A 21918-nucleotide genomic window follows, 5' to 3' on the forward strand; every position below is an offset into this window, starting at 1 on the left:
GTCGGCCCGGTCGGTCGCTCTATCTGGTGGCGGCGGGCCGGCGGCGCAGCTGGCGCAGGTTTCGCTGCGTGACGCCGCGCATGGCGCCGCTCCGGGTGCGCCCACCACCCTTCGTCCCGAGGCGCAGCGGCGCTCCGAGGAACTCCCCGAGAGTGACGCCGCCTGCGATGCCGAGGCCGATCATCATCGCGCCGAACAGCTCCGAGAACCCTGGAAGGATCCCGGTCGAGGTGTTGGAGACGATGTCGAACAGCCCGCGGTAGATCGCGAGCCCGGGCAGGAGCGGGACGATCCCGCACACGGACGTGACGATCGGCTGCACCTTGAGGCGCGGTGACGCCCACTCTGACAGGAGGCCGACGACGAGCGCCGCCATCGCTGACGCGACCGCCGGGCCTGCTCCGAGCTCCTGCACGACCGTCAGCACGGTCCAGGACAGCCCGCCGATCCCGGCGGCGACGAACGCGGCGCGTGGCCGGGCGTAGGACGCCACGGCCCAGCCGAGTGCGACGACGGATGCGGCGACCGCACGCAGGACGAGGGGGGCCGTCGTCGCCGGAGGGTCGAACAGGACGAGGGGGACGCCGAGGCGACGGGCGAGGTCGAGCACGCCGGTGATCCCCACGACGATGCCGAGGGTCAGCACGACGACCTCGAACGACCGGGCGGCCGCAGTGACCGGGAATCCTGAGATCGCGTCCTCGGCGGCGCCGACGAGGGACAGGCCTGCGAGCAGGACGACGATGCCGGACGCGACGACGAGCGAGGGCGGAAGGAGCGACGGTTCGATCGGGAGGTGCGGCACCGCCAGGTAGAGCCCGACGGCGACGAGCGCGGCCACCCCGGCGCCGGCCACCTGGAGGAAGAACGGGGGGAGGCCACGTCGGCCGAGCGCCCACACGACGCGGTCGATCGCGGCGGTCGTCGCCGCGGCGACGACCGTGACGGCGACGGACCCGCCGAGCAGGACGGCGACGGCCCCGGCCATCGCGGACAGCGCGACCGTGATGACCCAGCGCTGGTAGGTCTGCGGCGCGGTGACGACGTGGTCGAGCCGGTCGTGTGCGTCCTCGAGGTGTGTCGCGGCGTCCTCCGGGGCGACCTGGGTCGCCGCGACGTCCTGAGCGAGCTCGACGACCTGCTGCAGCCGACCGTAGTCCGGGATCCGGTCCCGGACGATCCGCATCATCGTCACGGGCAGCTCGTCGCCACCGCGGTCGTAGGAGACGGTGATCGAGGTGAAGGTCAGGTCCACCTGGGTTCCGTGGAGCCCGAAGGCCCGGATGACCGTGCGGATCGCCCGCGTGACGTCGACCGCGGAGGCGCCGAGGGCGAGCATCGACTCGCCGATCCGGAGGCCGAGCTCGAGGACGCCGCGCACGGCGGAGGAGTCCAGCCCCTCGGGTCGCGATCGGAGGCCGGTCTGGAGATTCGGTGCGCCGCCGACGACACGTCGAGCAAGCATCCGCACGTCCAGCCGCTGTCTCATCCGGCGAGTCTAGGGGCGTGCGCGGCCGATCCTCACGCCATGCTGCGGGTGAGACGTCGTGAGGCGCGGCAGTCGCCCCGACATGTCCCAGAGTGCACCGGATCCGACGGCCGGGTCGACACCGACGCGCGAGGTGAGCGGTCTTCGTCCGGCCGCGGCACCGCACCTCTAGTCCGTACGAGCACAACGACATGCGCCACGACGGCGTAGAACGGACAGTCCATGAACAGCTTCGTCTTCGGCGCGGTCCTCCTGAGTGTTGGCGGGTACCTGATCGTCACGATCCCGACGAGAGGGGAGGCATCGGTGCGGCGCTACGCGCCAGGAACATGGGCGGCGTTCCCCGCCCTGGTTGCCGGGGCCGTCGCGGCACTCCTCAACCCCCGGTTCGGTGCCGCGGCGACGAGCGTGGCACTGGTCTCGATCGGGCTCATGCTCGCAGCGGCTGCGATCCCTCGCGGCACACGCTGGGACACGCTGCGCGTGCTCGCGACCATCATCGGCTTCTGCGCCGGCGCGCTCGTGGTCCGAGTGCTGGCCGTACCGGTGCCGTGACCAGGCCGGCACCGTGCGGGCAGGCTGGCGCGCTGCCCAGGGAGTCGTCAACGACCTGATGCCCGGGCGAACGGCGCGCCGTGCTCCGAGCTCGCTGGGCAGCGCTGGTCGCGGACGTCAGACGGTGGCGGTCGGGAGTCTCGCAGGCGCCACGTCGGCGTGGCGGTGATCGTGATCCTCGTCTCAGCGTCGTGCGGTCACGGTGGGCCGGTCGTGGGCGCACGAGCTGCACGCGGTCGGCACACGGTTCGGGTACGTGTCTGCTGAACCGCCCGCGAGGAGCCGAGAGATCTCGAGATGAAGTGCCCCGGGTGGGATTCGAACCCACACTGGATCGGGTTTGAGCCGAACGCCTCTGCCGGTTGGGCTACCGGGGCTGGTAACGCCGCATGTGTGCCCGATAATGAAACCACACGCGGGAGCGCGACTGCGCACCGGTCGACTCGTCGCGGCTGGTCGGTGCGGCCTCCGGGGGCGGCACGCACTACGATGTGCGGTGTGACGGACAACGACTCGACCCCAGGTACGGTTCCCCCGCTCGACCTCCCTCCTCTCCTCGACCCGGAGAGCGCGGAGGTGCGTGCCGAGGAGGAGGCGCCGCCCGAGCGCGGGCCGCGGGCTCGCACCGCGGTCGTCGCGGAGGACGAGGCGCTCATCCGCATGGATGTCGTCGAGACGCTCCGAGAGGCCGGGTACGAGGTCGTCGGCGAGGCCGGTGACGGCGAGACCGCCGTCCGTCTCGTGCTCGAGCTGCGTCCGGACGTCGTCGTCATGGACGTCAAGATGCCCGAGCTCGACGGGATCTCTGCCGCCGAGCGGATCGGCAAGGCGCATGCCGCGCCGGTCGTGCTCCTCACGGCCTTCTCGCAGACCGAGCTCGTCGAGCGCGCCCGCGACGCCGGCGCGATGGCGTACGTCGTGAAGCCGTTCAGCCCGGCAGACCTCCTGCCTGCGGTCGAGATCGCCATCTCGCGCTACTCGCAGATCAGCGCGCTCGAGGCCGAGGTCGCGGACCTGGCGGAGCGCTTCGAGACGCGCAAGCGTGTCGACCGTGCGAAGGGCCTCCTCATGACGAAGATGGGGCTGAGCGAGCCGGACTCGTTCCGGTGGATCCAGAAGACGTCGATGGACCGCAGGCTCACGATGCGTGAGGTCGCGGACGCTGTGATCGAGCAGGTCGGCTGACGCTGCCGGAAGGTCTTGCGCAACACGTCTGTTGACGATTTGATGTCATGTTGAACTGTCCGTCGCGAGAGCGTGCGGGCGGGCCGGTCCGGTGACGGGTCGGGTGTCCGGGCTGAACGATGAAGGGATCTCCTGTGCGAGCGTTGGTTGACGTACGACCCGCCGTTCCGTCGGACCTGCCTCTTCTCGCGAGGCTGGCTGTCGCCGCACGCCACGAGTCTGCGACGGGCGCCCAGCTCTGCGCTGCGGACGAGGAGCGGCTCGTGCGCCAGCTCGCCGCGCTCACGGCGGTGCCAGGTGGCGCCATCAGGGTCGCGGTCCACGAGGAGGAGCCGGTGGGCTTCCTCCTCGTCCGTGTCCTCGAGCCGAACCTCTTCAGCGACGAGCGCTCGGTGTACATCGAGGCGCTCTACGTCGCGGAGCACTTCCGGCGCCGCGGGGTGGGGCACGCGCTGCTCACGGCCGCGGGCGACCTGGCTGACTCGGTCGGTGCCCTGGACGTCTACTCGGTGCCGCTCCCCGGGTCGCGCGGGGTGCAGCGGTTCCTCGCCCGTCTCGGCTTCGCGCCCGCCGCCGGCCACCGCACGGTTCCCACCGCGGTTCTCCAGCGCAAGCTCGCTGCCGAGAGCGGCGGGAGCCGCCGGCAGGTGCGCGGCATCGAAGACCTCATCGCTCGTCGCCGCAAGGCGCGCATCGAGACGAACAGCGGGCCGGTCGACCTCCGGGCCTTCCAGGCAGGGCTCGCTCTCAACGAGCAGACGCCGCCTCGGGCTCCGGAGTCACCGTCCTCACTGGGGCACGAGCACCAGGCAGGTTAGCCGGGCGGTGCACACGCGCCGGCCCGTCTCCGTCTCGATGACGATCTCGTAGCTTGCGGTCGTCCGCCCCCGGTGGACGGGTGTGGCCACGCCGGTGACGATCCCGTCCCGCGGGCCGTGGTGGTGGGTCGCGTTGACCTCGATCCCGACGACGGACCGCCCCTCGCCCGCGTGGAGCTGAGCGGCGAACGACCCCAGAGTCTCTGCGAGGACGACGCTCGCGCCACCGTGGAGGAGCCCGGCGGGCTGCGTGTTGCCGTGCACGGGCATCGTCCCGACGACCCGCTCGGGCGTGGCGGTGAGGAGCGTGATGCCCATCCGTTCGATGAGCGTGCCCGCCGACGAGGCGGCGAGCGCCTCGGTGATGTCCATGTCTGTCATGGAGGATAGGTTGGCAGACGTGACCGACACTGCGCGACCCAGACTCCTGCTGATCGATGGCCACTCGATGGCCTACAGAGCGTTCTTCGCCCTGCCCGTGGACAAGTTCTCGACCTCCACCGGGCAGCACACGAATGCCGTCCACGGCTTCATCTCGATGCTCGCCAACCTCATCCGCGACGAGAAGCCGACGCACGTCGCCGTGGCGTTCGACGCCGGGAGCACGACGTTCCGTACCGAGCAGTTCCCGCAGTACAAGGGGACGCGAGACGCGACCCCGGAGCCCTTCAAGGGACAGGTGCCGCTCATCAAGGAGGTCCTCGAGTCGATGCGGATACCGCACCTCGAGAAGGACCGGTTCGAGGCGGACGACATCCTCGCGACCCTCTCCTCGCAGGCCGACGGCCTCGGGATGGAGGTTCTCGTGTGCTCCGGGGACCGTGACTCTCTGCAGTTCGTCAACGAGAACGTCACCGTCCTGTACCCGGTCAAGGGTGTGTCGGAGCTCGCGCGGATGACGCCTGAGACGGTCGTGGCGAAGTACGGGGTGGTGCCCGGCCAGTACCCGGATCTTGCCGCGCTCGTCGGTGAGACGAGCGACAACATCCCCGGGATCCCCGGGGTGGGCCCGAAGACGGCGGCGAAGTGGATCAACCAGTTCGGTGGCCTGGAGCAGATCCTCGACCACGCGGACGAGGTCAAGGGCAAGGCAGGGGAGTCGCTGCGCGCACACCTCGACCAGGTCAGGGTCAACCGCGTCCTCAACCACCTCCTGCTCGACGTCGAGCTGCCCTTCGGCCCTGACGACCTGCGGGCGCAGCCGTGGGACCGCGAGGACATGCACCGCGTGTTCGACGCGCTGGAGTTCCGGGCGCTCCGCGAGCGGCTGTTCGCGATGATGCCGGCGGACGACGACGGCGACGCAGCCGGTGCGCCGAGCTTCGAGGTCACCGTCGCGAACCTCGCCTCCGACGGTCTGGCCGCATGGTTGTCCGCCCACGCCGGCCGGTCGCTCGGTCTCGAGGTCGCCGGCAAGCACACCCCGACGGGCGGCGACGCCTGGATGGTGGCGATCGCCGACGACGCGGGAGATGCCGCGGTCCTCGACCTCGCCGATCTGCCGGCACCTGACGACGACGCGCTGCGGGCATGGCTGCAGGACCCTGCAGCGTCCAAGGTCCTCCACGGTGCCAAGGGCGCCTGGCATGCGCTCGCGGCGCGGGACTACGAGCTCGAGGGGGTCGTGTTCGACACCGAGCTCGCGTCCTATCTCTGCCACCCGGACCAGCGGACGTACGACCTGGGTGAGCTGACGATCCGGCACCTGCACCGCGAGCTGCGGGTCGAGGAACCCGACGCGGGGGACCAGGGCGCGTTCGACCTCTCGCTGGACGGCAACGGGGAGGCGCAGCGCCTCGCTGTGCGCGCCGCAGCGCTCGTCGAGCTCGCGGAGGTCCTCGCGGGCGACCTGCGCGACCGCGGGGCGTCGGAGCTCCTCTCCGACCTCGAGCTGCCGCTCGGCGCGGTGCTCGCGCAGATGGAGCGGCGAGGTGTCGCGATCGACGTCGACTACCTCCGCGAGCTCGAGCGCCACTTCGGCGAGGTCGTGTCCGGGGCCGCGGCCGAAGCGTTCGCGGTCATCGGCCGCGAGGTCAACCTCGGCTCGCCCAAGCAGCTCCAGGAGGTCCTCTTCGACCAGCTGGCGATGCCCAAGACGAAGAAGATCAAGACGGGCTACACGACCGACGCCGCGGCGCTCGCCGACCTCTTCGTCAAGACCCAGCACCCGTTCCTCGAGCACCTGCTGGCGCACCGCGACGCCACACGGCTCCGACAGACGGTCGAGGGCCTGCTGAAGTCCGTCGCCGAGGACGGTCGCATCCATACGACGTTCCAGCAGACGATCGCGGCGACGGGCCGGCTCAGCTCGACCGAGCCGAACCTGCAGAACATCCCGATCCGCACGGAGGCGGGCCGGCGGATCCGCCGGGCGTTCGTCGTCGGTGACGGCTACGAGACGCTGCTCACCGCCGACTACAGCCAGATCGAGATGCGGATCATGGCCCACCTCTCCGGGGACGAGGGGCTCATCGAGGCCTTCCGGACGGGCGAGGACCTGCACAGCTACGTCGGGTCGAGAGTGTTCGGTGTCCCGACGAGCGACGTCACCCCGGCCATGCGGTCGAAGATCAAGGCGATGTCCTACGGACTGGCCTACGGGTTGTCCTCCTTCGGCCTCTCGAAGCAGCTGAACATCGAGGTGAGCGAGGCCGCGACCCTCATGGACGACTACTTCTCACGGTTCGGTGGCGTCCGGACCTACCTCACGGGAGTCGTCGCGGAGGCACGCAGCACGGGCTACACGGCGACGATCATGGGCCGTCGGCGCTATCTGCCCGATCTCACGAGCGACAACCGCCAGCGCCGCGACATGGCGGAGCGGATGGCGCTCAACGCGCCGATCCAGGGCAGCGCTGCGGACATCATCAAGGTCGCGATGCTCGGGGTCGAGAGCGAGATCGCCGCACGAGGGCTGCGGTCGCGTCTCCTGCTCCAGGTGCACGACGAGCTGGTCCTCGAGGTCGGGCCGGGAGAGCGTGACGTGCTCGAGGCACTCGTCCGCGAGCAGATGGCCGGTGCAGCAGACCTCTCGGTCCCGCTGGACGTCTCGGTCGGCGTCGGCACGAGCTGGCACGACGCCGGGCACTGACGGCCACGGAGCGAGCGGGCGCCGACGAGCCGTGACCTGTGGTCCTCGGAGCGCTCCGGGTCTAGCGGGAGAGCCGTGAGCCGCCGTAGCGCGAGCGGATCGTGCGGCGCTTCTCGCCGAGGAGGCTGGCGATGTCGGACCACGCGAGGCCGTGCGTGCGCGCTCTGAGCACAGCGACCTCTTCTCGTGCGGCGGTGTCGTGTCGGCGCCGCCGTGCGGCGAGGAGCGCGCTGACCGGGTCGCCGTCCTCGGGATGACCGATGCTCGTGGTGATCATGGGAAGCCTTGCCTCGACGAGTCGTGATGGTGATCGTCTCGTCAACATATGTTGACGCGCCAGGTGCTGTCAATCACTCATGGCCTGCCAGGCTTCTCGGCGACGAAGATCGCGGTGCCCGGCAGCCGCTCGCCGCGCGTTCGGCTCCACCCGCCCCACGTCTCGTCGTTCGTGTCCGGCCACTCGGGCTCGACGAGATCGGTGAGGGCGAAGCCCGCGGCGCTCACCTCGCGGACGTGGTCGCCGAGCGTCCGGTGGTACTCGGCGTACGTGACCGTCCCGCGATCGTCGCGCTCGACGTACGGGAGACGGTCGAAATAGGAGCGCGTGGCTGTGAGCCCGCGTGCGGACGGATCGTCGGGGAAGGCCCAACGCACCGGGTGCGTGACGGAGAAGACCCACCGTCCGCCCGGCCGCAGCACACGGAAGGCCTCCCGATGGACCGCTGCGGCGTCGGGCACGAAGGGGATCGCCCCGTAGGAGGTGAAGGCCACGTCGAACGAGCCGGGCGCGAACGGCAGGGCGCGAGCGTCCGCCTGGGCGGTCGGGACGTGTGCGCCGGTGCGGAGGTCGATCCGTCGGCTGGCGGCGAGCATGCCGGCCGAGACGTCCGTGGCCACGACGCGGGCACCACGACCGACCAGCCATCGGGCGCACTGGGCGGCGCCGCTGCCGATCTCGACGATCCTCCGTCCGGCGAGATCGGCCTCGGGGCCGAGGAGATGGGCCTCGGACTCGCGCAGGCCTTCGGGGCACCAGCAGAAGTCGCTGTCTCCGAGGAAGGTGCCGTGGTCGTCGAGGTAGTCGGCGGCGTTGGCATCCCACCACGCCCGCCCTGCCCTCCCGCCGAGGTGGTCCGGGACCGCTTGGTAGCCGGCGCGCTGCGAGTCTGTCACCAGGACAGTCTCCTCCATCTCGTCCTCGTGGGGCGCGTCCCGGCTGCAGTGGTGCGGCGAGGACGTCGACGCCATCCCGAGATGGGACCTATGACGCAGTGGGCGCTCCTGACGTGGGTAGGGTTGTACCGCCAGCCCGGTCGCTCGCAGTGCAGTCACCGGGTCTGCTGGCCCACGACACACTTCTTGAGGGAGCTCGAATGCGAATCGGTCTGCTCACCGGCGGCGGCGACTGCCCCGGACTGAACGCCGCGATCCGTGCGGTGGTCAAGCAAGGACTGGGCGAGTACGGGCACACGATCATCGGGTTCCGCAACGGCTGGAAGGGCGTCGTCGACGGCGACGTCATGCCGATGTCGCGCGAGAACATCCGGAACGTGCTGCCGCAGGGCGGGACGATGCTCGGCACGGCTCGCTACCACCCGCACTCGGCGGACGGCGGCATGGACGCGGTCATGTCGACCCTCGAGGCAGAGCGGATCGAGGCGCTTATCTGCATCGGTGGCGACGGCACCCTCAACGCGGCCAGCAAGGTCGCGGCGGAGGGCATCAAGATCGTCGCCATCCCGAAGACGATCGACAACGACGTCGCGGGCACCGACCTGTCGATCGGCTTCCACACCGCGGTGAACATCGCGACCGAAGCCATCGACCGGATCCACACGACCGCGGAGAGCCACAACCGCGTCATGGTCGTCGAGGTCATGGGTCGCCACGCGGGCTGGATCGCCGTGAACGCAGGGATCGCGGGCGGAGCCGAGATCGTGCTCGCACCCGAGGAGCCCTTCGACATGGACCGGATCACGAAGTTCCTCAAGCACCGCCACCGCGCGCACGCGAACTTCTCCATCGTCGTCGTCGCCGAAGGTGCGCTGCCACGCGAGGGCAGCTCGATGCAGTACGAGGCGCAGCTCGGCCAGTTCGGCGAGATCATCGCCGGCGCGATCGGCGAGCGGGTGGCGAACGAGATCGCCACCCGGACAGGCTTCGACACGCGCCTGACCATCCTCGGTCACGTCCAGCGCGGCGGGACGCCGACGCCGACCGACCGGATCCTCGGCAGCCGCTTCGGCGTCGCCGCCGTCGACGCCGTCTCCCGCGGGGAGACGAACGTCATGACCGCTCTGCGTGACGACGAGGTCGTCCTCGTCCCGCTCGAGGAGATCGCCGGCAAGGTCAAGCACGTCCCGGCGGACCTCCTCCGGGTCGCGCGGGTGCTCGCCTGATCCCGCGCCACACCTTTTGACCTCGATAGTGAACCGCCGGTAGGGTATCTGGCGGTGCACTACGGCCGTGCGCTCGAGGAGGATCTCCTCGAGGGCGGCTGGCTGTGCAGGCGAGGGCACTGCGCGAGGCAGGACGGATCCACCGATCCCGGACTGCTGGGCGCCGAGTCGTCACCACCGAGCATCATCCCTATCCGTCACTACTTCCTGTCCGCATCGGAGCACCTGACTCAATGACCATCTCTACCCCCGCGAAGTCCGCCCCGCAGGTCGCCATCAACGACATCGGCTCTGCAGAGGACTTCCTCGCCGCCATCGACGCCACCATCAAGTACTTCAACGACGGTGACATTGTCGAAGGCATCATCGTCAAGGTCGACCGCGACGAGGTCCTCCTCGACATCGGTTACAAGACCGAGGGCGTCATCCCCTCCCGTGAGCTGTCCATCAAGCACGACGTGGACCCCGGTGAGGTCGTCAAGGTCGGCGACGCCGTCGAGGCGCTCGTTCTCCAGAAGGAGGACAAGGAAGGCCGTCTGATCCTGTCCAAGAAGCGCGCACAGTACGAGCGCGCCTGGGGCACGATCGAGAAGATCAAGGAAGAGGACGGCGTCGTCACCGGAACCGTCATCGAGGTCGTCAAGGGTGGACTCATCCTCGACATCGGTCTCCGTGGCTTCCTCCCCGCCTCGCTCGTCGAGATGCGTCGCGTCCGCGACCTCCAGCCGTACGTCGGCAAGGAGATCGAGGCGAAGATCATCGAGCTCGACAAGAACCGCAACAACGTGGTCCTGTCCCGCCGTGCCTGGCTCGAGCAGACGCAGTCCGAGGTGCGCTCCACCTTCCTGCAGACGCTGCAGAAGGGCCAGGTCCGCCCCGGTGTCGTGTCCTCGATCGTCAACTTCGGTGCGTTCGTCGACCTCGGTGGGGTCGACGGTCTCGTCCACGTCTCGGAGCTCTCCTGGAAGCACATCGATCACCCGGGCGAGGTCGTCGAGGTGGGTCAGGAAGTCACCGTCGAGGTCCTCGACGTCGACTTCGACCGGGAGCGCGTGTCGCTCTCGCTCAAGGCCACGCAGGAAGACCCCTGGCAGACCTTCGCCCGGACGCACGCCATTGGTCAGGTCGTGCCGGGTAAGGTCACCAAGCTCGTCCCGTTCGGTGCGTTCGTCCGCGTGGAGGACGGCATCGAGGGTCTCGTGCACATCTCGGAGCTGGCCGTGCGCCACGTCGAGCTGCCCGAGCAGGTCGTCAACGTCGGCGACGACGTCTTCGTCAAGGTCATCGACATCGACCTCGAGCGTCGCCGGATCTCGTTGTCCCTCAAGCAGGCCAACGAGGGCGTCGACCCGGAGAGCGACGACTTCGATCCCGCTCTGTACGGCATGACGGCGGAGTACGACGAGGCGGGGAACTACAAGTACCCCGAGGGCTTCGACTCCGAGACGCAGGAGTGGCTCGAAGGCTTCGAGGCACAGCGCGAGGTCTGGGAGTCCCAGTACGCGAAGGCGCACGAGCGCTGGGAGGCTCACCGCAAGCAGGTCGCCGAGGCTGTCAAGGCCGACGCGGACGCTGCGGAGTCCGGAGACTCTGACTCCGGCTCGAGCTCCTCCAGCTCGTCGTCCTCCTCGTCGTCGTCGTCCTACTCCTCGGCCCCGGCCGTCGAGACGACGTCCGGTGGCGGCACGCTGGCTTCCGACGAGGCGCTCGCCGCGCTGCGTGAGAAGCTCACGGGCAACTGATCACGAGGAGCCGTAGGCTCTGACAGATCGCACACGAAGGGCCGGTCACCTCCGCGGAGGTGACCGGCCCTTCGTCATGCGCTCGGGTGTCAGGCGTCGAGCGCTGCGGCCGGGACGGTGTCGTCCTGCGCGAACTGCTTCCGGTAGAGCTCGGCGTACAGGCCACCGGCTGCGAGCAGCTCGGTGTGCGTTCCGAGCGCGACGACCTCACCGGCGTCGAGGACGACGATCCGGTCGGCGTGGCGGATCGTCGACAGGCGGTGCGCGATGACGATCGAGGTCCGTCCCTGGAGCGCAGCGGCGAGAGCGCGCTGGACCGCTGCCTCGGACTCGGAGTCGAGGTGCGCGGTCGCCTCGTCGAGCACGACGACCGCGGGCGCCTTGAGGAGGAGCCGCGCGATGGCGAGGCGCTGACGCTCGCCCCCCGAGAGCCGGTACCCGCGATCGCCGACGACGGTGTCGATCCCTGAGGGGAGAGCAGCGACGAGGTCCCAGACGTGTGCGGCGCGCAACGCGTCCTCGATCTGCGCGTCGGTGGCGTCCGGTCGGGCGTAGCGCAGGTTGTTGGCGATCGTGTCGTGGTACATGTGCGAGTCCTGGGGGACCGTTCCGATCGTTGCCCGCAGCGACTCCAGCGAGACGTCCCGCACGTCCTGCCCGGCGATCCGGACGGTCCCGCCCGTGGCGTCGTACATGCGTGTCACCAGCTGGGAGAGGGTGGTCTTCCCCGCGCCGGAGGGGCCGACGACGGCGAGCATCTCGCCCGCAGCGAGGGTGAGGCTCACGTCGCGCAGCGTGTCCGTCGCAGGATCGTTGGTGAGCGTGGCGACCGACTCGAGGGACGCGAGGGAGATCTCGGCGGCCGTCGGGTAGCGGAACGTCACGTGCTCGAGCTCGACGCTCGCGCCGTTCGTGGCGACCGCGTCGCGGAGGTCCTCGGCGTCGGGCCGGTCGGTGACGGTGGGTGGGAGGTCGAGCACCTCGAGGACGCGCTCGAAGCTCACGAGGGCAGTCATGACGTCGACCTGGACGTTCGAGAGCGCCGTGAGTGGTCCGTAGAGCCGTCCGAGATAGGCGGCCAGGGCGACGACGACGCCGACGGTCAGGGATCCCGAGATCGCCATGAGCCCGCCGGCGCCGTAGACGACCGCGACCGCGACCGCGGCGACCGTCGTCAGCCCGACGCGGAAGACGGTCGAGTACATGGCTTGCTTCATGCCGATGTCTCGGACGCGTGTCGCGGCGGCAGCGTAGATGCGGGACTCGTCGGCGGGTCGGCCGTAGGTCTTCGCGAGGTGAGCTCCGGCGACGTTGAAGCGCTCGTTCATGATCTGGGCGGTGTCGGCGTTGATCGCGTAGCTCTCGCGCGTGATCTTCGCCAGCCGGGGGCCGATCCACCGGGCCGGGAAGACGAACGCGGGGAGGAGCACGAGCGAGAGCAGCGTGAGCTGCCAGGACATCGTGAGCATGGCCGCCAGGACGAAGACCACCGTGAGGCTGTTGCTGAACACGTTCGACAGCGTGGACGTGAAGGCTTGTTGTGCGCCGAGGACGTCGCCGTTGAGACGTTGGACGAGGGCGCCGGTCTTGGTGCGGCTGAAGAAGGCGAGCGGCATGGCCTGGACGTGGTCGAAGACGGCGGTCCGCAGGTCGAGGATGAGTCCTTCGCCGATGCGTGAGGAGAACCAGCGCTGACCGAGCGCGAGGCCGCCGGACGCGAGGGCGAGGACTGCGACGAGGAGCGAGAGCCACATGACGACGTCGCGTCGGTCACGGGCGATGCCGTCGTCGATGATCGCCTTGAGGACGAGGGGGGTCGCGGCGCCGATGGCCGCGTCGATGCCGATGAGCACGAGGAACCAGCCGAGCTGGCGGCGGTAGGGCCGCGCGAAGCGGAGGATGCGCTTGACGGTGCCGTCCGCGAGGACGTGGTCCTTGACGCTGGCGTCCTGCCGGAACGAGCGCAGCCCCCCGCCTGGTCCGCCGCCTCCGGGACTCTGGGACATGGACACAGGCGACCTCCAGGGCGTTCGCGTGGTGGCGTGGTGGTCCACCGATAACTTGCTGAGTCTAACTCACTATCGACGTCGGGCGACCGGGGTGACCCGGGGGAGCGACCAGGTGCGCTGGACGTCCCGAGTGTCGCGGCAGTCCGTGGACGGCTCGCGACCTACTTAGTGAGTTAGGCTCTGCTTCATGACGAGCGGGACGACAGGCGCGGACGCGACCGTGCAGCAGGAGACTGCGGGCAGCGAGTTCCTCGCGCTCGTGCACGCTGCGCTCCGCCGGGTGCGGCGAGACGCGCAGCTCGAGCTGGAGCCCACGGGTACGACACCGGGCCAGTTCCGGCTGCTGCGCGTCCTGGCGCGAGCCGACGGACCGCAACGCCTGTGCGACGTCGCGAGCGCCCTCGACGTCGTGCCACGCTCGGTGACGTCGAAGGTCGATCACGCCCAGGCCGCGGGGTTCGTCCGACGCCTCCCGGATCCTGCCGACCGCCGTTCGACGCGCGTAGAGCTGACCGACGCAGGGCACGCGCTCCTCGAGCAGATCGGTCAGCACCGCGGTGAACGGGCCGACCTCCTGCTGCGAGGGCTGTCCAGCGCAGACCGGTCGGAGCTGCTCCGGCTCCTGCGTATCGTCGCGGACGACCCTGCCGAGGACACGGGTCCCTGACGGTCTCCGTGCGCCTCTCGTCGTCGTCCACCTTGCCGCCTCCCGGGGCGGACGGCAGGATGGGGTGATGTTACGCATCGGACTGACAGGAGGCATCGCGGCCGGCAAGTCGGTCGCCGCCCGACGCCTCGCCGAGCTCGGTGCTGTCGTCATCGATCACGACCTGCTCGCACGAGAGGCCGTCGCGCCGGGCACGATCGGGCTCGAACGGGTCGTCGAGGAGTTCGGCGACGGTGTGCTCGACCCGGACGGCGAGCTGGACCGGGCCGCTCTCGGTCACATCGTCTTCGGCAACCACGAGGCCCGGGCTCGGCTCAACGAGCTCGTCCACCCGGAGATCCACCGCCTGTCGGTCGAGCGCGAGGCTGCAGCCGGCGCCGCCGACCCTGGCGCCGTGGTCGTCCACGACATCCCTCTCCTCGTCGAGACGGGGCAGGAGGACGCGTTCCACATCCTCGTGGTCGTCGACGCTCCGGCCGACCTCCGGATCCGGCGGCTCGTCGAAGGTCGGGGGCTGTCCCTGCCGGAGGCACGTCAGCGGGTCGCCGCCCAGGCGAGCGACGACGTGCGTCGCGCGGCGGCTGACGTGGTGGTGTCGGGTGCGAGGTCCGAGGACGAGCTCCGGGCGGCTGTCGACGCACTCTGGGCGCGTCTTCAGGACGAGGTCGCCGAAGAGGTCGTCTGAGCGCGCGGTCGCCTCCGATCGCGCGAGCAATGTCAGCCCCTCGACGTACGGTTGATCCATGCGACCTGTCACCGACCTCCAGCGTTCCGTTGCACCGTTCGAGGTGATCTCGGACTACACGCCCTCGGGTGACCAGCCGACCGCGATCGCAGAGCTCACGGGACGGATCCAGGGCGGGGAGAAGGACGTCGTCCTCCTCGGTGCCACCGGTACCGGGAAGTCGGCCACGACGGCCTGGCTCATCGAGAAGCTCCAGCGGCCGACCCTCGTCATGGCGCCGAACAAGACGCTCGCGGCGCAGCTCGCCACGGAGTTCCGCGAGCTCCTGCCGAACAACGCCGTCGAGTACTTCGTGTCGTACTACGACTACTACCAGCCCGAGGCGTACATCGCGCAGACCGACACCTTCATCGAGAAGGACTCGTCGATCAACGACGAGGTCGAGCGCTTGAGGCACTCCGCGACGAGCAACCTCCTCACCCGGCGGGACGTCGTCGTCGTCGCCTCGGTGTCGTGCATCTACGGTCTCGGCACGCCGCAGGAGTACGTGGACCGGATGGTCCGGCTCGACGTCGGCGACGTCGTCGAGCGCGACGACCTCCTCCGGCAGTTCGTCGCGATGCAATACACCCGCAACGACATGGCGTTCACGCGCGGGACGTTCCGCGTGCGTGGGGACACCGTCGAGATCATCCCCGTGTACGAGGAGCTGGCGATCCGGATCGAGTTCTTCGGCGACGAGATCGAGGCGATCCAGACACTGCACCCGCTCACCGGTGACGTCGTGCGTGCCGAGCAGTCCATTAACCTCTTCCCGGCGACCCACTACGTCGCAGGTCCGGAGCGCATGGAGCGCGCGATCGGCTCCATCGAGACCGAGCTCGAGGCGCGCCTCGCCGAGTTCGAGCGCCAGGGAAAGCTGCTCGAGGCTCAGCGGTTGCGCATGCGCACCACGTACGACATCGAGATGATGCGGCAGATCGGGTCGTGCTCGGGCATCGAGAACTATTCGCGCCACATCGACGGGCGAGCGCCCGGTACCGCCCCGCACACGTTGCTCGACTACTTCCCGGACGACTTCCTCCTCGTCATCGACGAGTCCCACGTCACCGTGCCGCAGATCGGCGCGATGTTCGAGGGCGACATGTCGCGCAAGCGCAACCTCGTCGACCACGGGTTCCGCCTGCCGAGCGCGATGGACAACCGTCCGCTGCGGTGGGAGGAGTTCGTCGAGCGCATCGGACAGACCGTCTATCTGTCTGCGACGCCCGGCAAGTACGAGATGTCGATGTCCGACGGGTTCGTCGAGCAGATCATCCGTCCTACCGGCCTCGTCGACCCGCAGGTCATCATCAAGCCGACCACGGGGCAGATCGACGATCTCCTCGAGGAGATCCGGCTGCGCGCCGACCGTGACGAGCGCGTGCTCGTCACCACGCTGACGAAGAAGATGGCCGAGGACCTCACCGACTACTTCCTCGACAAGGACGTCCGGGTGCGCTATCTCCACTCCGAGGTGGACACGTTGCGTCGTGTCGAGCTCTTGCGTGAGCTGCGGCTCGGCGAGTACGACGTCCTCGTCGGCATCAACCTCCTGCGCGAGGGGCTCGACCTCCCGGAGGTCTCGCTCGTCGCGATCCTCGACGCCGACAAGGAGGGCTTCCTGCGCTCGGCCACCTCGCTCATCCAGACGATCGGCCGTGCGGCCCGCAACGTCTCGGGCGAGGTGCACATGTACGCCGACAAGATCACGGCGGCGATGGCACTGGCCCTCGAGGAGACCGACCGGCGGCGCGAGAAGCAGGTCGCGTACAACCTCGAGCACGGGATCGACCCGACGCCGCTGCGCAAGAAGATCAGCGACGTCACGGACATGCTCGCCCGCGAGGACATCGACACCCAGGAGCTTCTCAAGGGCGGGTACCGCAACGCGGGCAAGGCGAAGGCACCCGTCCCGGGTGGCCCGAAGGCCGGTGCGTCCGGGCCGAACAAGCTTGCGGGCCTCGCCGGAGACGAGCTCCTCACACTCATCCAGGAGCTGAGCGACCAGATGCACGGTGCTGCCGCAGAGCTCCAGTTCGAGCTCGCGGCCCGGCTCCGTGACGAGATCTCCGGACTGAAGAAGGAGCTCCGACAGATGCAGGCGGCGACAGCATGACGAGGAACGGACGATGAGCATCCAGGTGCAGGTCACCTTCGACGCGAACGCCCCCGAGAGGCTCGGGCGGTTCTGGTGTGCCGCGCTCGACTACGTCCCACAGGCGCCACCGGACGACTACCCGACGTGGAGCGCCTACGAGGAGGCGCACGGCACGCCGCTGTCGGAGCAGGTGGAGTGGTTCGCGGCCGTCGACCCGGCCGGGCGAGGGCCACGCCTGTACTTCCAGAAGGTCCCCGAGGGGAAGACTGCGAAGAACCGCGTGCACCTCGACATCAACGCGGGCAAGCTCGGCCCCAAGGACAAGATCGTCGAGACGTGCCGCACACGAGCACGGTCCCTCACCGAGCTGGGAGCCACCGTCTTCGACGAGCTCGGGGACGAGACGACCGAGGAGTTCTGCATCGTCATGAACGATCCCGAGGGGAACGAGTTCTGCGTCCAATGAGGGGCTCTGCGGAGGACGTCCCGGCACGTGGGCCCAGAACCGTCCCGGTCGGCATTTTCGGCGGACTGACCACCCTCGACGTGGTGCACCGGTCGGAGCGCGCCCCGCGCCGCAACGAGAAGGCGACCGCCTCACGCCAGGACGTCTCGGCCGGCGGACCTGCCGCGAACGCCGCAGTCGTCTTCGCCGCGCTGGGTGGCCATGCACGCCTCGTGACGGCCCTCGGCACCGGCGCTGTCGCACGGATCGCCCGCGACGACCTCGAGAGTCACGGTGTGGAGGTCGTCGACGTCACACCGGGGTCGGCGGTCGAGCTCGGTGTCTCGGCCATCCGGGTCGACCCGACGACGGGGGACCGGTCGGTCCTCTCGATGGACGGAGCGGGTCGCAGCGTCCCGGCGGGCCCCGAGCTGGACGCTGAGACGAGCGACCTCGTCGCGGACGCGGACCTCGTGCTCCTCGACGGCCACCACCCCGCACTGGCGGAAGCGCTCGCGCACGCAGCACAGCGCATCGGAGCGCCGATCGTCGTCGACGCCGGACGGTGGCGACCCGTCATGGCGCAGCTCCTTCCCGCAGCGCGCACGATCATCGCGTCGGACGACTTCCGCTGGCACGACGGCACCGAGCCGGACCGCCCCGGCGTCAGGGCCCCCTGGTCCGCACTGGCCCACGTGCAGCAGGTGGTGACCCACGGTGCCGCTCCGTTCGAGTGGTGGACCGGCGGGGAGTCAGGCCACGTCCCTGTGCCCACCGTGCAGGTCGTCGACACCCTCGGCGCAGGCGACGCGTTCCACGGGGCGTTCGCGTACTACGCGGCTCGCTCCTGGGCGTCGAGCCGCACGACCGGCCCGACCGGGTCAGACGCCCTGGCACACGACGCGCTGCTGCCGGAGCACCTCGCCGCCGCGGCCGACGTCGCAGCGTTCCGCTGCTCCGTCGTCGGGCCCCGGGACTGGCTCCGGTCGCTCCCGGTCGGCAGCCGACAGAGCGTCGTCAGCCGACAGCGCCGATGACGACGGTCCACTCCGCCACAGCCCGCGCGGCGACGAGCCCTTCGGTCGCGAACGGGTCCGAGTCGAGGATTGCGCCGGCAGCCTCCGCCGACGGGGCGTCGAGGACGAGCAGAGCGCCCTGCATGCCGTCGTCGGACACCGGACCGGACGCGCGCAGGACGCCCGCAGCGTGCAGTCCGGTGAGGAATGCGCGGTGCGCCGGGCGATGCACGTCGCGGACGTCGGCGCGGTCGTCGTACACGTAGGTCACGGCAAAAGTCGTCATGGCGCCATTGAAGCACTACGGTCGACCGCATGTCTGAACCGACCATCCTCGCGACCTCGGGCGGCTACGCCGCGGGCGTGCGCTCACGGATCTCCTTCGCGCCCCTCGTCCACCACGCGGCCGACCTCGCGGGCACCGACGGCACGCCGAGGGTCTGCCACGTCGGCACCGCGGGCGGTGACCAGTCGTGGTTCCGGGCCGAGATCGACGAGGCCGCACGGGAGGCAGGGTTCAGCGCCACACACCTCAACCTCTTCTCGATGCCCAACGTCGCGGACATCGAGGCGCACCTGCTGGCGCAGGACGTCGTCTGGGTCGGTGGGGGATCCGTCGCCAACCTGCTCGCCGTGTGGCGGGTCCACGGCCTCGACAGCATCATGCGGACCGTCTGGGAGTCGGGGGTCGTCCTCGCAGGTGTCAGCGCCGGGTCCATCTGCTGGCACGCAGGAGGGACCACCGACTCGTTCGGACCGGAGCTCCGGGCGGTGCACGACGGTCTCGCCCTCCTGCCGTACGCGAACGGCGTGCACTACGACTCGGAGCCGGGCCGCCGCCCGCTCATGCACGCCCTCGTCGGTGACGGGTCCCTCCCGGCCGCGTACTGCACGGACGACGGCGTGGGTCTTGTCTACCGCGGCACGACGATGGTCGAGGCGGTGACCGAGCAGCGCGGCAAGGGGGCGTACCTCGTCACGCGTGCACCGGACGGGACGAGCGCGGTCGAGCAGAGGATCGAGCCGAGCGTCCTTCCCGGCGCGCGCTAGCGGGCTAGGCCGCAAGCGAAGGTCACCATCCTCGCTCTCGCCACTCCTCGAGGTGCGGACGCTCGGCGCCGAGGGTCGTGTCCGCACCGTGGCCGGGGTACACCCACGTGTCGTCGCGGTAGCGGTCGAAGAGTCGCACGGAGACGTCGGTGACGAGCTGGACGAACCGGTCGCGGTCACCGCGGGTGTTCCCGACCCCGCCGGGGAAGAGCGAGTCTCCGGTGAAGACGTGCGCCCTGCCCGGGACCGCGCCGTCGGCGCGTGCGTCGGCCGGTTCCGTGTGGACGAGGGCGACCGAGCCCGGGGTATGGCCGCGGAGCGCGACGACGTCGAGGGTGACGTGGCCGACGGCGATCGTGTCCCCGTCGCGCAGCGGTCGCCGCGTCGGGACGGGGATCTGTGGGACGTCGTCCACCCCGGCGGCGGTGAGTGCCCCGGTCACCCCGACCATGTCCTCGAGGGCACCGTGGTGGTCCGCGTGGCTGTGGGTCGTCACGACGATGTCGAGCCGTGCGGAGCCAGACCCCTCTCGGACGAGCTCGACGAGCCGGTCGGAGTCGGCGGCTGCGTCGACGAGCAGCTGGTGACCGGTGTCGCGGCACGTGAGGAGGTAGGCGTTGTTGCCCATGGGCCCGACGCACACCTTGCGGATCTCGACACGGTCGAGGGTGCGCACCTCGCTCGGTCCTCCGGGGACGACGTCTCCGGTGTAGGTCGCGCTCATCGCCCGTCCTGGGCCGCAGCACGGGCCAGGACCGCGCGGTCGATGCTGTGGACCGCGCGGACGAGCCCCAGGTGCGAGAACGCCTGCGGGAAGTTGCCGGCCATGCGCTCGAAGCGGGGGTCGTACTGCTCCGCCATGAGGCCCACGTCGTTGGCGGAGGCGACCGTCGTGTCCATGAGGGCGGTCGCCTCCTCGATCTCGCCCATCCGTGCGAGCGCGTCGACCATCCAGAAGGTGCAGACGAGGAAGGGGGCCTCGTGACCGGAGAGTCCGTCGTCCGACTCCTCCGTCGAGTACCGGTGGATGAACCCACCTTCTCCGCCGAGGGTGCGCTGGATGGTGCGGACGGTGCTGACGAAGCGCTCGTCCTGCGGGTCGATGAAGCCGACCTGCGCCATCTGCAGCAAGGAGGCGTCGGTGTGCTCGGCGCCGTAGTACTGCACGAACGAGCCGAGCTCCGAGCTCCACCCTTTCGCGAGCACCTCGTCGCGGATGGTGTCCCTGACAGTGCGCCAGTGGTCGACCGGGCCGGTGCGTCCGTGCACCTCGATCGCGCGGACGGCCCGGTCGAGCGCTGCCCAGCTCATGACGCGCGAGTGGACGAAGTCCCGTTGGGGGCCCCGTACCTCCCAGATCCCGCGGTCGGGCTGGTCCCAGTGCGTGACGAGCTCCTCGACGAGCGCTCGCTGGAGCGCCCAGCTGTCGTCGTCCTGTGGAAGCCCGGCTTCCCGGGCCATGTCGAGCGCACACATGACCTCGCCGAGCACGTCGTTCTGCATCTGGTCGACCGCGCCGTTGCCGACCCGCACCGGTCGGGAGCCCGCGTAGCCGGGAAGGTGGTCGAGCTCTCGCTCGGGAAGGTCGCGGCTGCCGTCCACGCTGTACATGATCTGCAGGTCCTCCGGGCTGCCGGCGACCGCCCGCAGGAGCCAGGCCCGCCACGCGGCGCTCTCCTCCGCGTAGCCCGACTCGACGAGCGCCTCGAGCGCCATCGCTGCGTCACGCAGCCAGCAGAAGCGGTAGTCCCAGTTGCGCTCGCCGCCGAAGTCCTCGGGGAGGGACGTCGTCGCGGCTGCGACGATCCCGCCGGTCGTCGAGCTGGTGAGCAGGCGCAGGACGAGGAGGGAGCGCACGAGCGCGTCGCGGTAGCGGCCGCTGTAGGCACAGCGACCAGACCACTCCTCCCAGAGGGCGAGGGTGTCCGCGATCCGTTCCGACACCGAGAGCCGTGACGGCGCCGGGCACCAGGACGGGCTCCAGGTGCAGGAGAGAGTGATGACCTCGCCAGCGGCCGCGGTGATCATGTCACGGTGGCGGTGGTCGCTCGCGACCGGGAGGCGGTCGCCGCGCAGGAGGAGCGAGTCGGGTCCGGCGGTGGCGCGGATCGAGGTGGTCTCCCCGTCCGTCCCGTCCGGTCCGTCGACACGGTGCACCCAGGGCACGATCGCGCCGTACCCGAAGCGGACGATCCACTCGTGCTCGACCGTCACGGTGCCGGAGAGCACCTCGACGCGGCGGACGAGGTCAGCCCGCCCGTCCCCGACCGGCATCGCGTCGGTGATCCGTGCGACACCCGTGGGGCTCGTGTAGGTCGTCTCGAGGACGAACGAGTCACCGAGGTACCGGCGCTCGACCGTCTCGGCGTCGGGAACGGTGAGCAGCCATCGGCCGTTCTCCGGCGTGCCGAGCAGGGCCGCGAAGCAGGCAGGGGAGTCGAAGTGGGGGAGGCAGAGCCAGTCGACCGATCCACGGCGGCTGACGAGGGCGCACGACTGGCCGTCGCCGAGCACGGCGTACTCGGCGATCGGTGTCGGTCCGTCTGTGGGCTGGGTGGTCGAGGTGACGGGGAGCGGAGCGGTGGTCGTCCGCGCGGGGGCGTCGGGCATGGCCATGTTCATCTGAC

Annotated in this window: 20 protein-coding genes and 1 tRNA gene; 12 read left to right on the plus strand and 9 right to left on the minus strand. The window is 70.0% G+C overall.

The genetic code is table 11. From position 1 onward, the window contains the following. Nucleotides 1-19 precede the first annotated feature (19 nt). Nucleotides 20-1489: a threonine/serine exporter family protein gene (locus ABKW26_RS04295; protein ID WP_348591200.1), complete on the minus strand. Its 1470-nt coding sequence runs from the start codon at nt 1487-1489 to the stop codon at nt 20-22. A 222-nt stretch (nt 1490-1711) separates the two neighbouring features. Here ABKW26_RS04295 and ABKW26_RS04300 point away from each other — a divergent pair, with 222 nt between their 5' ends. Next, complete coding sequence (locus ABKW26_RS04300; RefSeq protein ID WP_348591201.1) at nt 1712-2044, plus strand: hypothetical protein; 333 nt, start codon at nt 1712-1714, stop codon at nt 2042-2044. 303 nt (nt 2045-2347) lie between these two features. On the opposite strand, the gene ABKW26_RS04305 is transcribed toward ABKW26_RS04300, so the two are convergent. Further along, nucleotides 2348-2421: transfer RNA gene (locus tag ABKW26_RS04305), tRNA-Leu, on the minus strand. 112 nt (nt 2422-2533) lie between these two features. On the opposite strand from ABKW26_RS04305, the gene ABKW26_RS04310 reads away from it, so the two are divergent. Beyond that, entirely contained in the window at nt 2534-3229 is a 696-nt protein-coding gene (locus ABKW26_RS04310; RefSeq protein WP_348591202.1) for a response regulator, read from the plus strand. Nucleotides 3230-3363: 134 nt separating this feature from the next. Continuing rightward, entirely contained in the window at nt 3364-4047 is a 684-nt protein-coding gene (locus ABKW26_RS04315) for a GNAT family N-acetyltransferase (RefSeq protein ID WP_348591203.1), read from the plus strand. On the opposite strand, the gene ABKW26_RS04320 is transcribed toward ABKW26_RS04315, so the two are convergent. Continuing rightward, entirely contained in the window at nt 4018-4428 is a 411-nt protein-coding gene (locus ABKW26_RS04320) for a hotdog fold thioesterase (protein ID WP_348591204.1), read from the minus strand. The genes ABKW26_RS04315 and ABKW26_RS04320 overlap by 30 nt on opposite strands. On the opposite strand from ABKW26_RS04320, the gene polA reads away from it, so the two are divergent. After that, on the plus strand, nt 4427-7138 hold the full coding sequence (polA, locus tag ABKW26_RS04325) for a DNA polymerase I (RefSeq protein WP_348591261.1): 2712 nt from the start codon (nt 4427-4429) through the stop codon (nt 7136-7138). The two genes, ABKW26_RS04320 and polA, sit on opposite strands and share 2 nt — an antisense overlap. Nucleotides 7139-7199: 61 nt before the next feature. Here the strand turns inward: polA and ABKW26_RS04330 are convergent, their stop codons facing one another. After that, on the minus strand, nt 7200-7415 hold the full coding sequence (locus ABKW26_RS04330; RefSeq protein ID WP_348591205.1) for a hypothetical protein: 216 nt from the start codon (nt 7413-7415) through the stop codon (nt 7200-7202). Nucleotides 7416-7492: 77 nt separating this feature from the next. Continuing rightward, nucleotides 7493-8329 carry a class I SAM-dependent methyltransferase gene (locus tag ABKW26_RS04335; protein ID WP_348591262.1) on the minus strand — a complete coding sequence of 279 codons (837 nt, stop codon included), beginning with the start codon at nt 8327-8329 and terminating at the stop codon, nt 7493-7495. Nucleotides 8330-8511: 182 nt separating this feature from the next. On the opposite strand from ABKW26_RS04335, the gene ABKW26_RS04340 reads away from it, so the two are divergent. After that, nucleotides 8512-9537: an ATP-dependent 6-phosphofructokinase gene (locus tag ABKW26_RS04340; protein WP_348591206.1), complete on the plus strand. Its 1026-nt coding sequence runs from the start codon at nt 8512-8514 to the stop codon at nt 9535-9537. A gap of 233 nt (nt 9538-9770) precedes the next feature. Then, the gene (gene rpsA, locus ABKW26_RS04345; protein ID WP_348591207.1) at nt 9771-11279 is read left to right on the plus strand and encodes a 30S ribosomal protein S1; all 1509 of its coding nucleotides are present in this window, start codon (nt 9771-9773) and stop codon (nt 11277-11279) included. Between the two features lie 89 nt (nt 11280-11368). Here the strand turns inward: rpsA and ABKW26_RS04350 are convergent, their stop codons facing one another. Beyond that, nucleotides 11369-13285, minus strand: a complete 1917-nt coding sequence (locus tag ABKW26_RS04350) for an ABC transporter ATP-binding protein (protein ID WP_348591208.1) — start codon at nt 13283-13285, stop codon at nt 11369-11371. 190 nt (nt 13286-13475) lie between these two features. Between ABKW26_RS04350 and ABKW26_RS04355 the strand changes: the two genes are divergently transcribed. The 5 genes from ABKW26_RS04355 to ABKW26_RS04375 all read left to right on the plus strand — a co-directional run bounded on the left by ABKW26_RS04355 (nt 13476) and on the right by ABKW26_RS04375 (nt 18262). Next, nucleotides 13476-13955 carry a MarR family transcriptional regulator gene (locus ABKW26_RS04355; protein ID WP_348591209.1) on the plus strand — a complete coding sequence of 160 codons (480 nt, stop codon included), beginning with the start codon at nt 13476-13478 and terminating at the stop codon, nt 13953-13955. Between the two features lie 67 nt (nt 13956-14022). Beyond that, on the plus strand, nt 14023-14640 hold the full coding sequence (gene coaE / locus ABKW26_RS04360) for a dephospho-CoA kinase (RefSeq protein ID WP_348591210.1): 618 nt from the start codon (nt 14023-14025) through the stop codon (nt 14638-14640). A 58-nt stretch (nt 14641-14698) separates the two neighbouring features. Further along, a complete protein-coding gene (gene uvrB, locus ABKW26_RS04365; protein WP_348591211.1) occupies nt 14699-16798 on the plus strand; it encodes an excinuclease ABC subunit UvrB in 2100 nt (699 codons plus the stop codon). 13 nt (nt 16799-16811) lie between these two features. Then, entirely contained in the window at nt 16812-17246 is a 435-nt protein-coding gene (locus ABKW26_RS04370) for a VOC family protein (protein WP_348591212.1), read from the plus strand. Next, entirely contained in the window at nt 17243-18262 is a 1020-nt protein-coding gene (locus ABKW26_RS04375; protein WP_348591213.1) for a PfkB family carbohydrate kinase, read from the plus strand. Before ABKW26_RS04370 ends, ABKW26_RS04375 begins: the two co-directional genes overlap by 4 nt. Here ABKW26_RS04375 and ABKW26_RS04380 read toward each other — a convergent pair. Next, nucleotides 18243-18527, minus strand: a complete 285-nt coding sequence (locus ABKW26_RS04380; protein WP_348591214.1) for a YciI family protein — start codon at nt 18525-18527, stop codon at nt 18243-18245. The genes ABKW26_RS04375 and ABKW26_RS04380 overlap by 20 nt on opposite strands. A gap of 29 nt (nt 18528-18556) precedes the next feature. Here ABKW26_RS04380 and ABKW26_RS04385 point away from each other — a divergent pair, with 29 nt between their 5' ends. Continuing rightward, complete coding sequence (locus tag ABKW26_RS04385) at nt 18557-19291, plus strand: peptidase E (RefSeq protein ID WP_348591215.1); 735 nt, start codon at nt 18557-18559, stop codon at nt 19289-19291. Nucleotides 19292-19313: 22 nt separating this feature from the next. Here the strand turns inward: ABKW26_RS04385 and ABKW26_RS04390 are convergent, their stop codons facing one another. Then, nucleotides 19314-20015 carry an MBL fold metallo-hydrolase gene (locus ABKW26_RS04390; RefSeq protein WP_348591216.1) on the minus strand — a complete coding sequence of 234 codons (702 nt, stop codon included), beginning with the start codon at nt 20013-20015 and terminating at the stop codon, nt 19314-19316. Beyond that, the gene (locus ABKW26_RS04395) at nt 20012-21907 is read right to left on the minus strand and encodes a glycoside hydrolase family 15 protein (protein WP_348591263.1); all 1896 of its coding nucleotides are present in this window, start codon (nt 21905-21907) and stop codon (nt 20012-20014) included. Before ABKW26_RS04395 ends, ABKW26_RS04390 begins: the two co-directional genes overlap by 4 nt. Between the last annotated feature and the right edge of the window lie 11 nt (nt 21908-21918).

The sequence above is a fragment of the Sanguibacter sp. 25GB23B1 genome, assembly GCF_040012415.1.
Classification (GTDB): domain Bacteria; phylum Actinomycetota; class Actinomycetes; order Actinomycetales; family Cellulomonadaceae; genus Sanguibacter.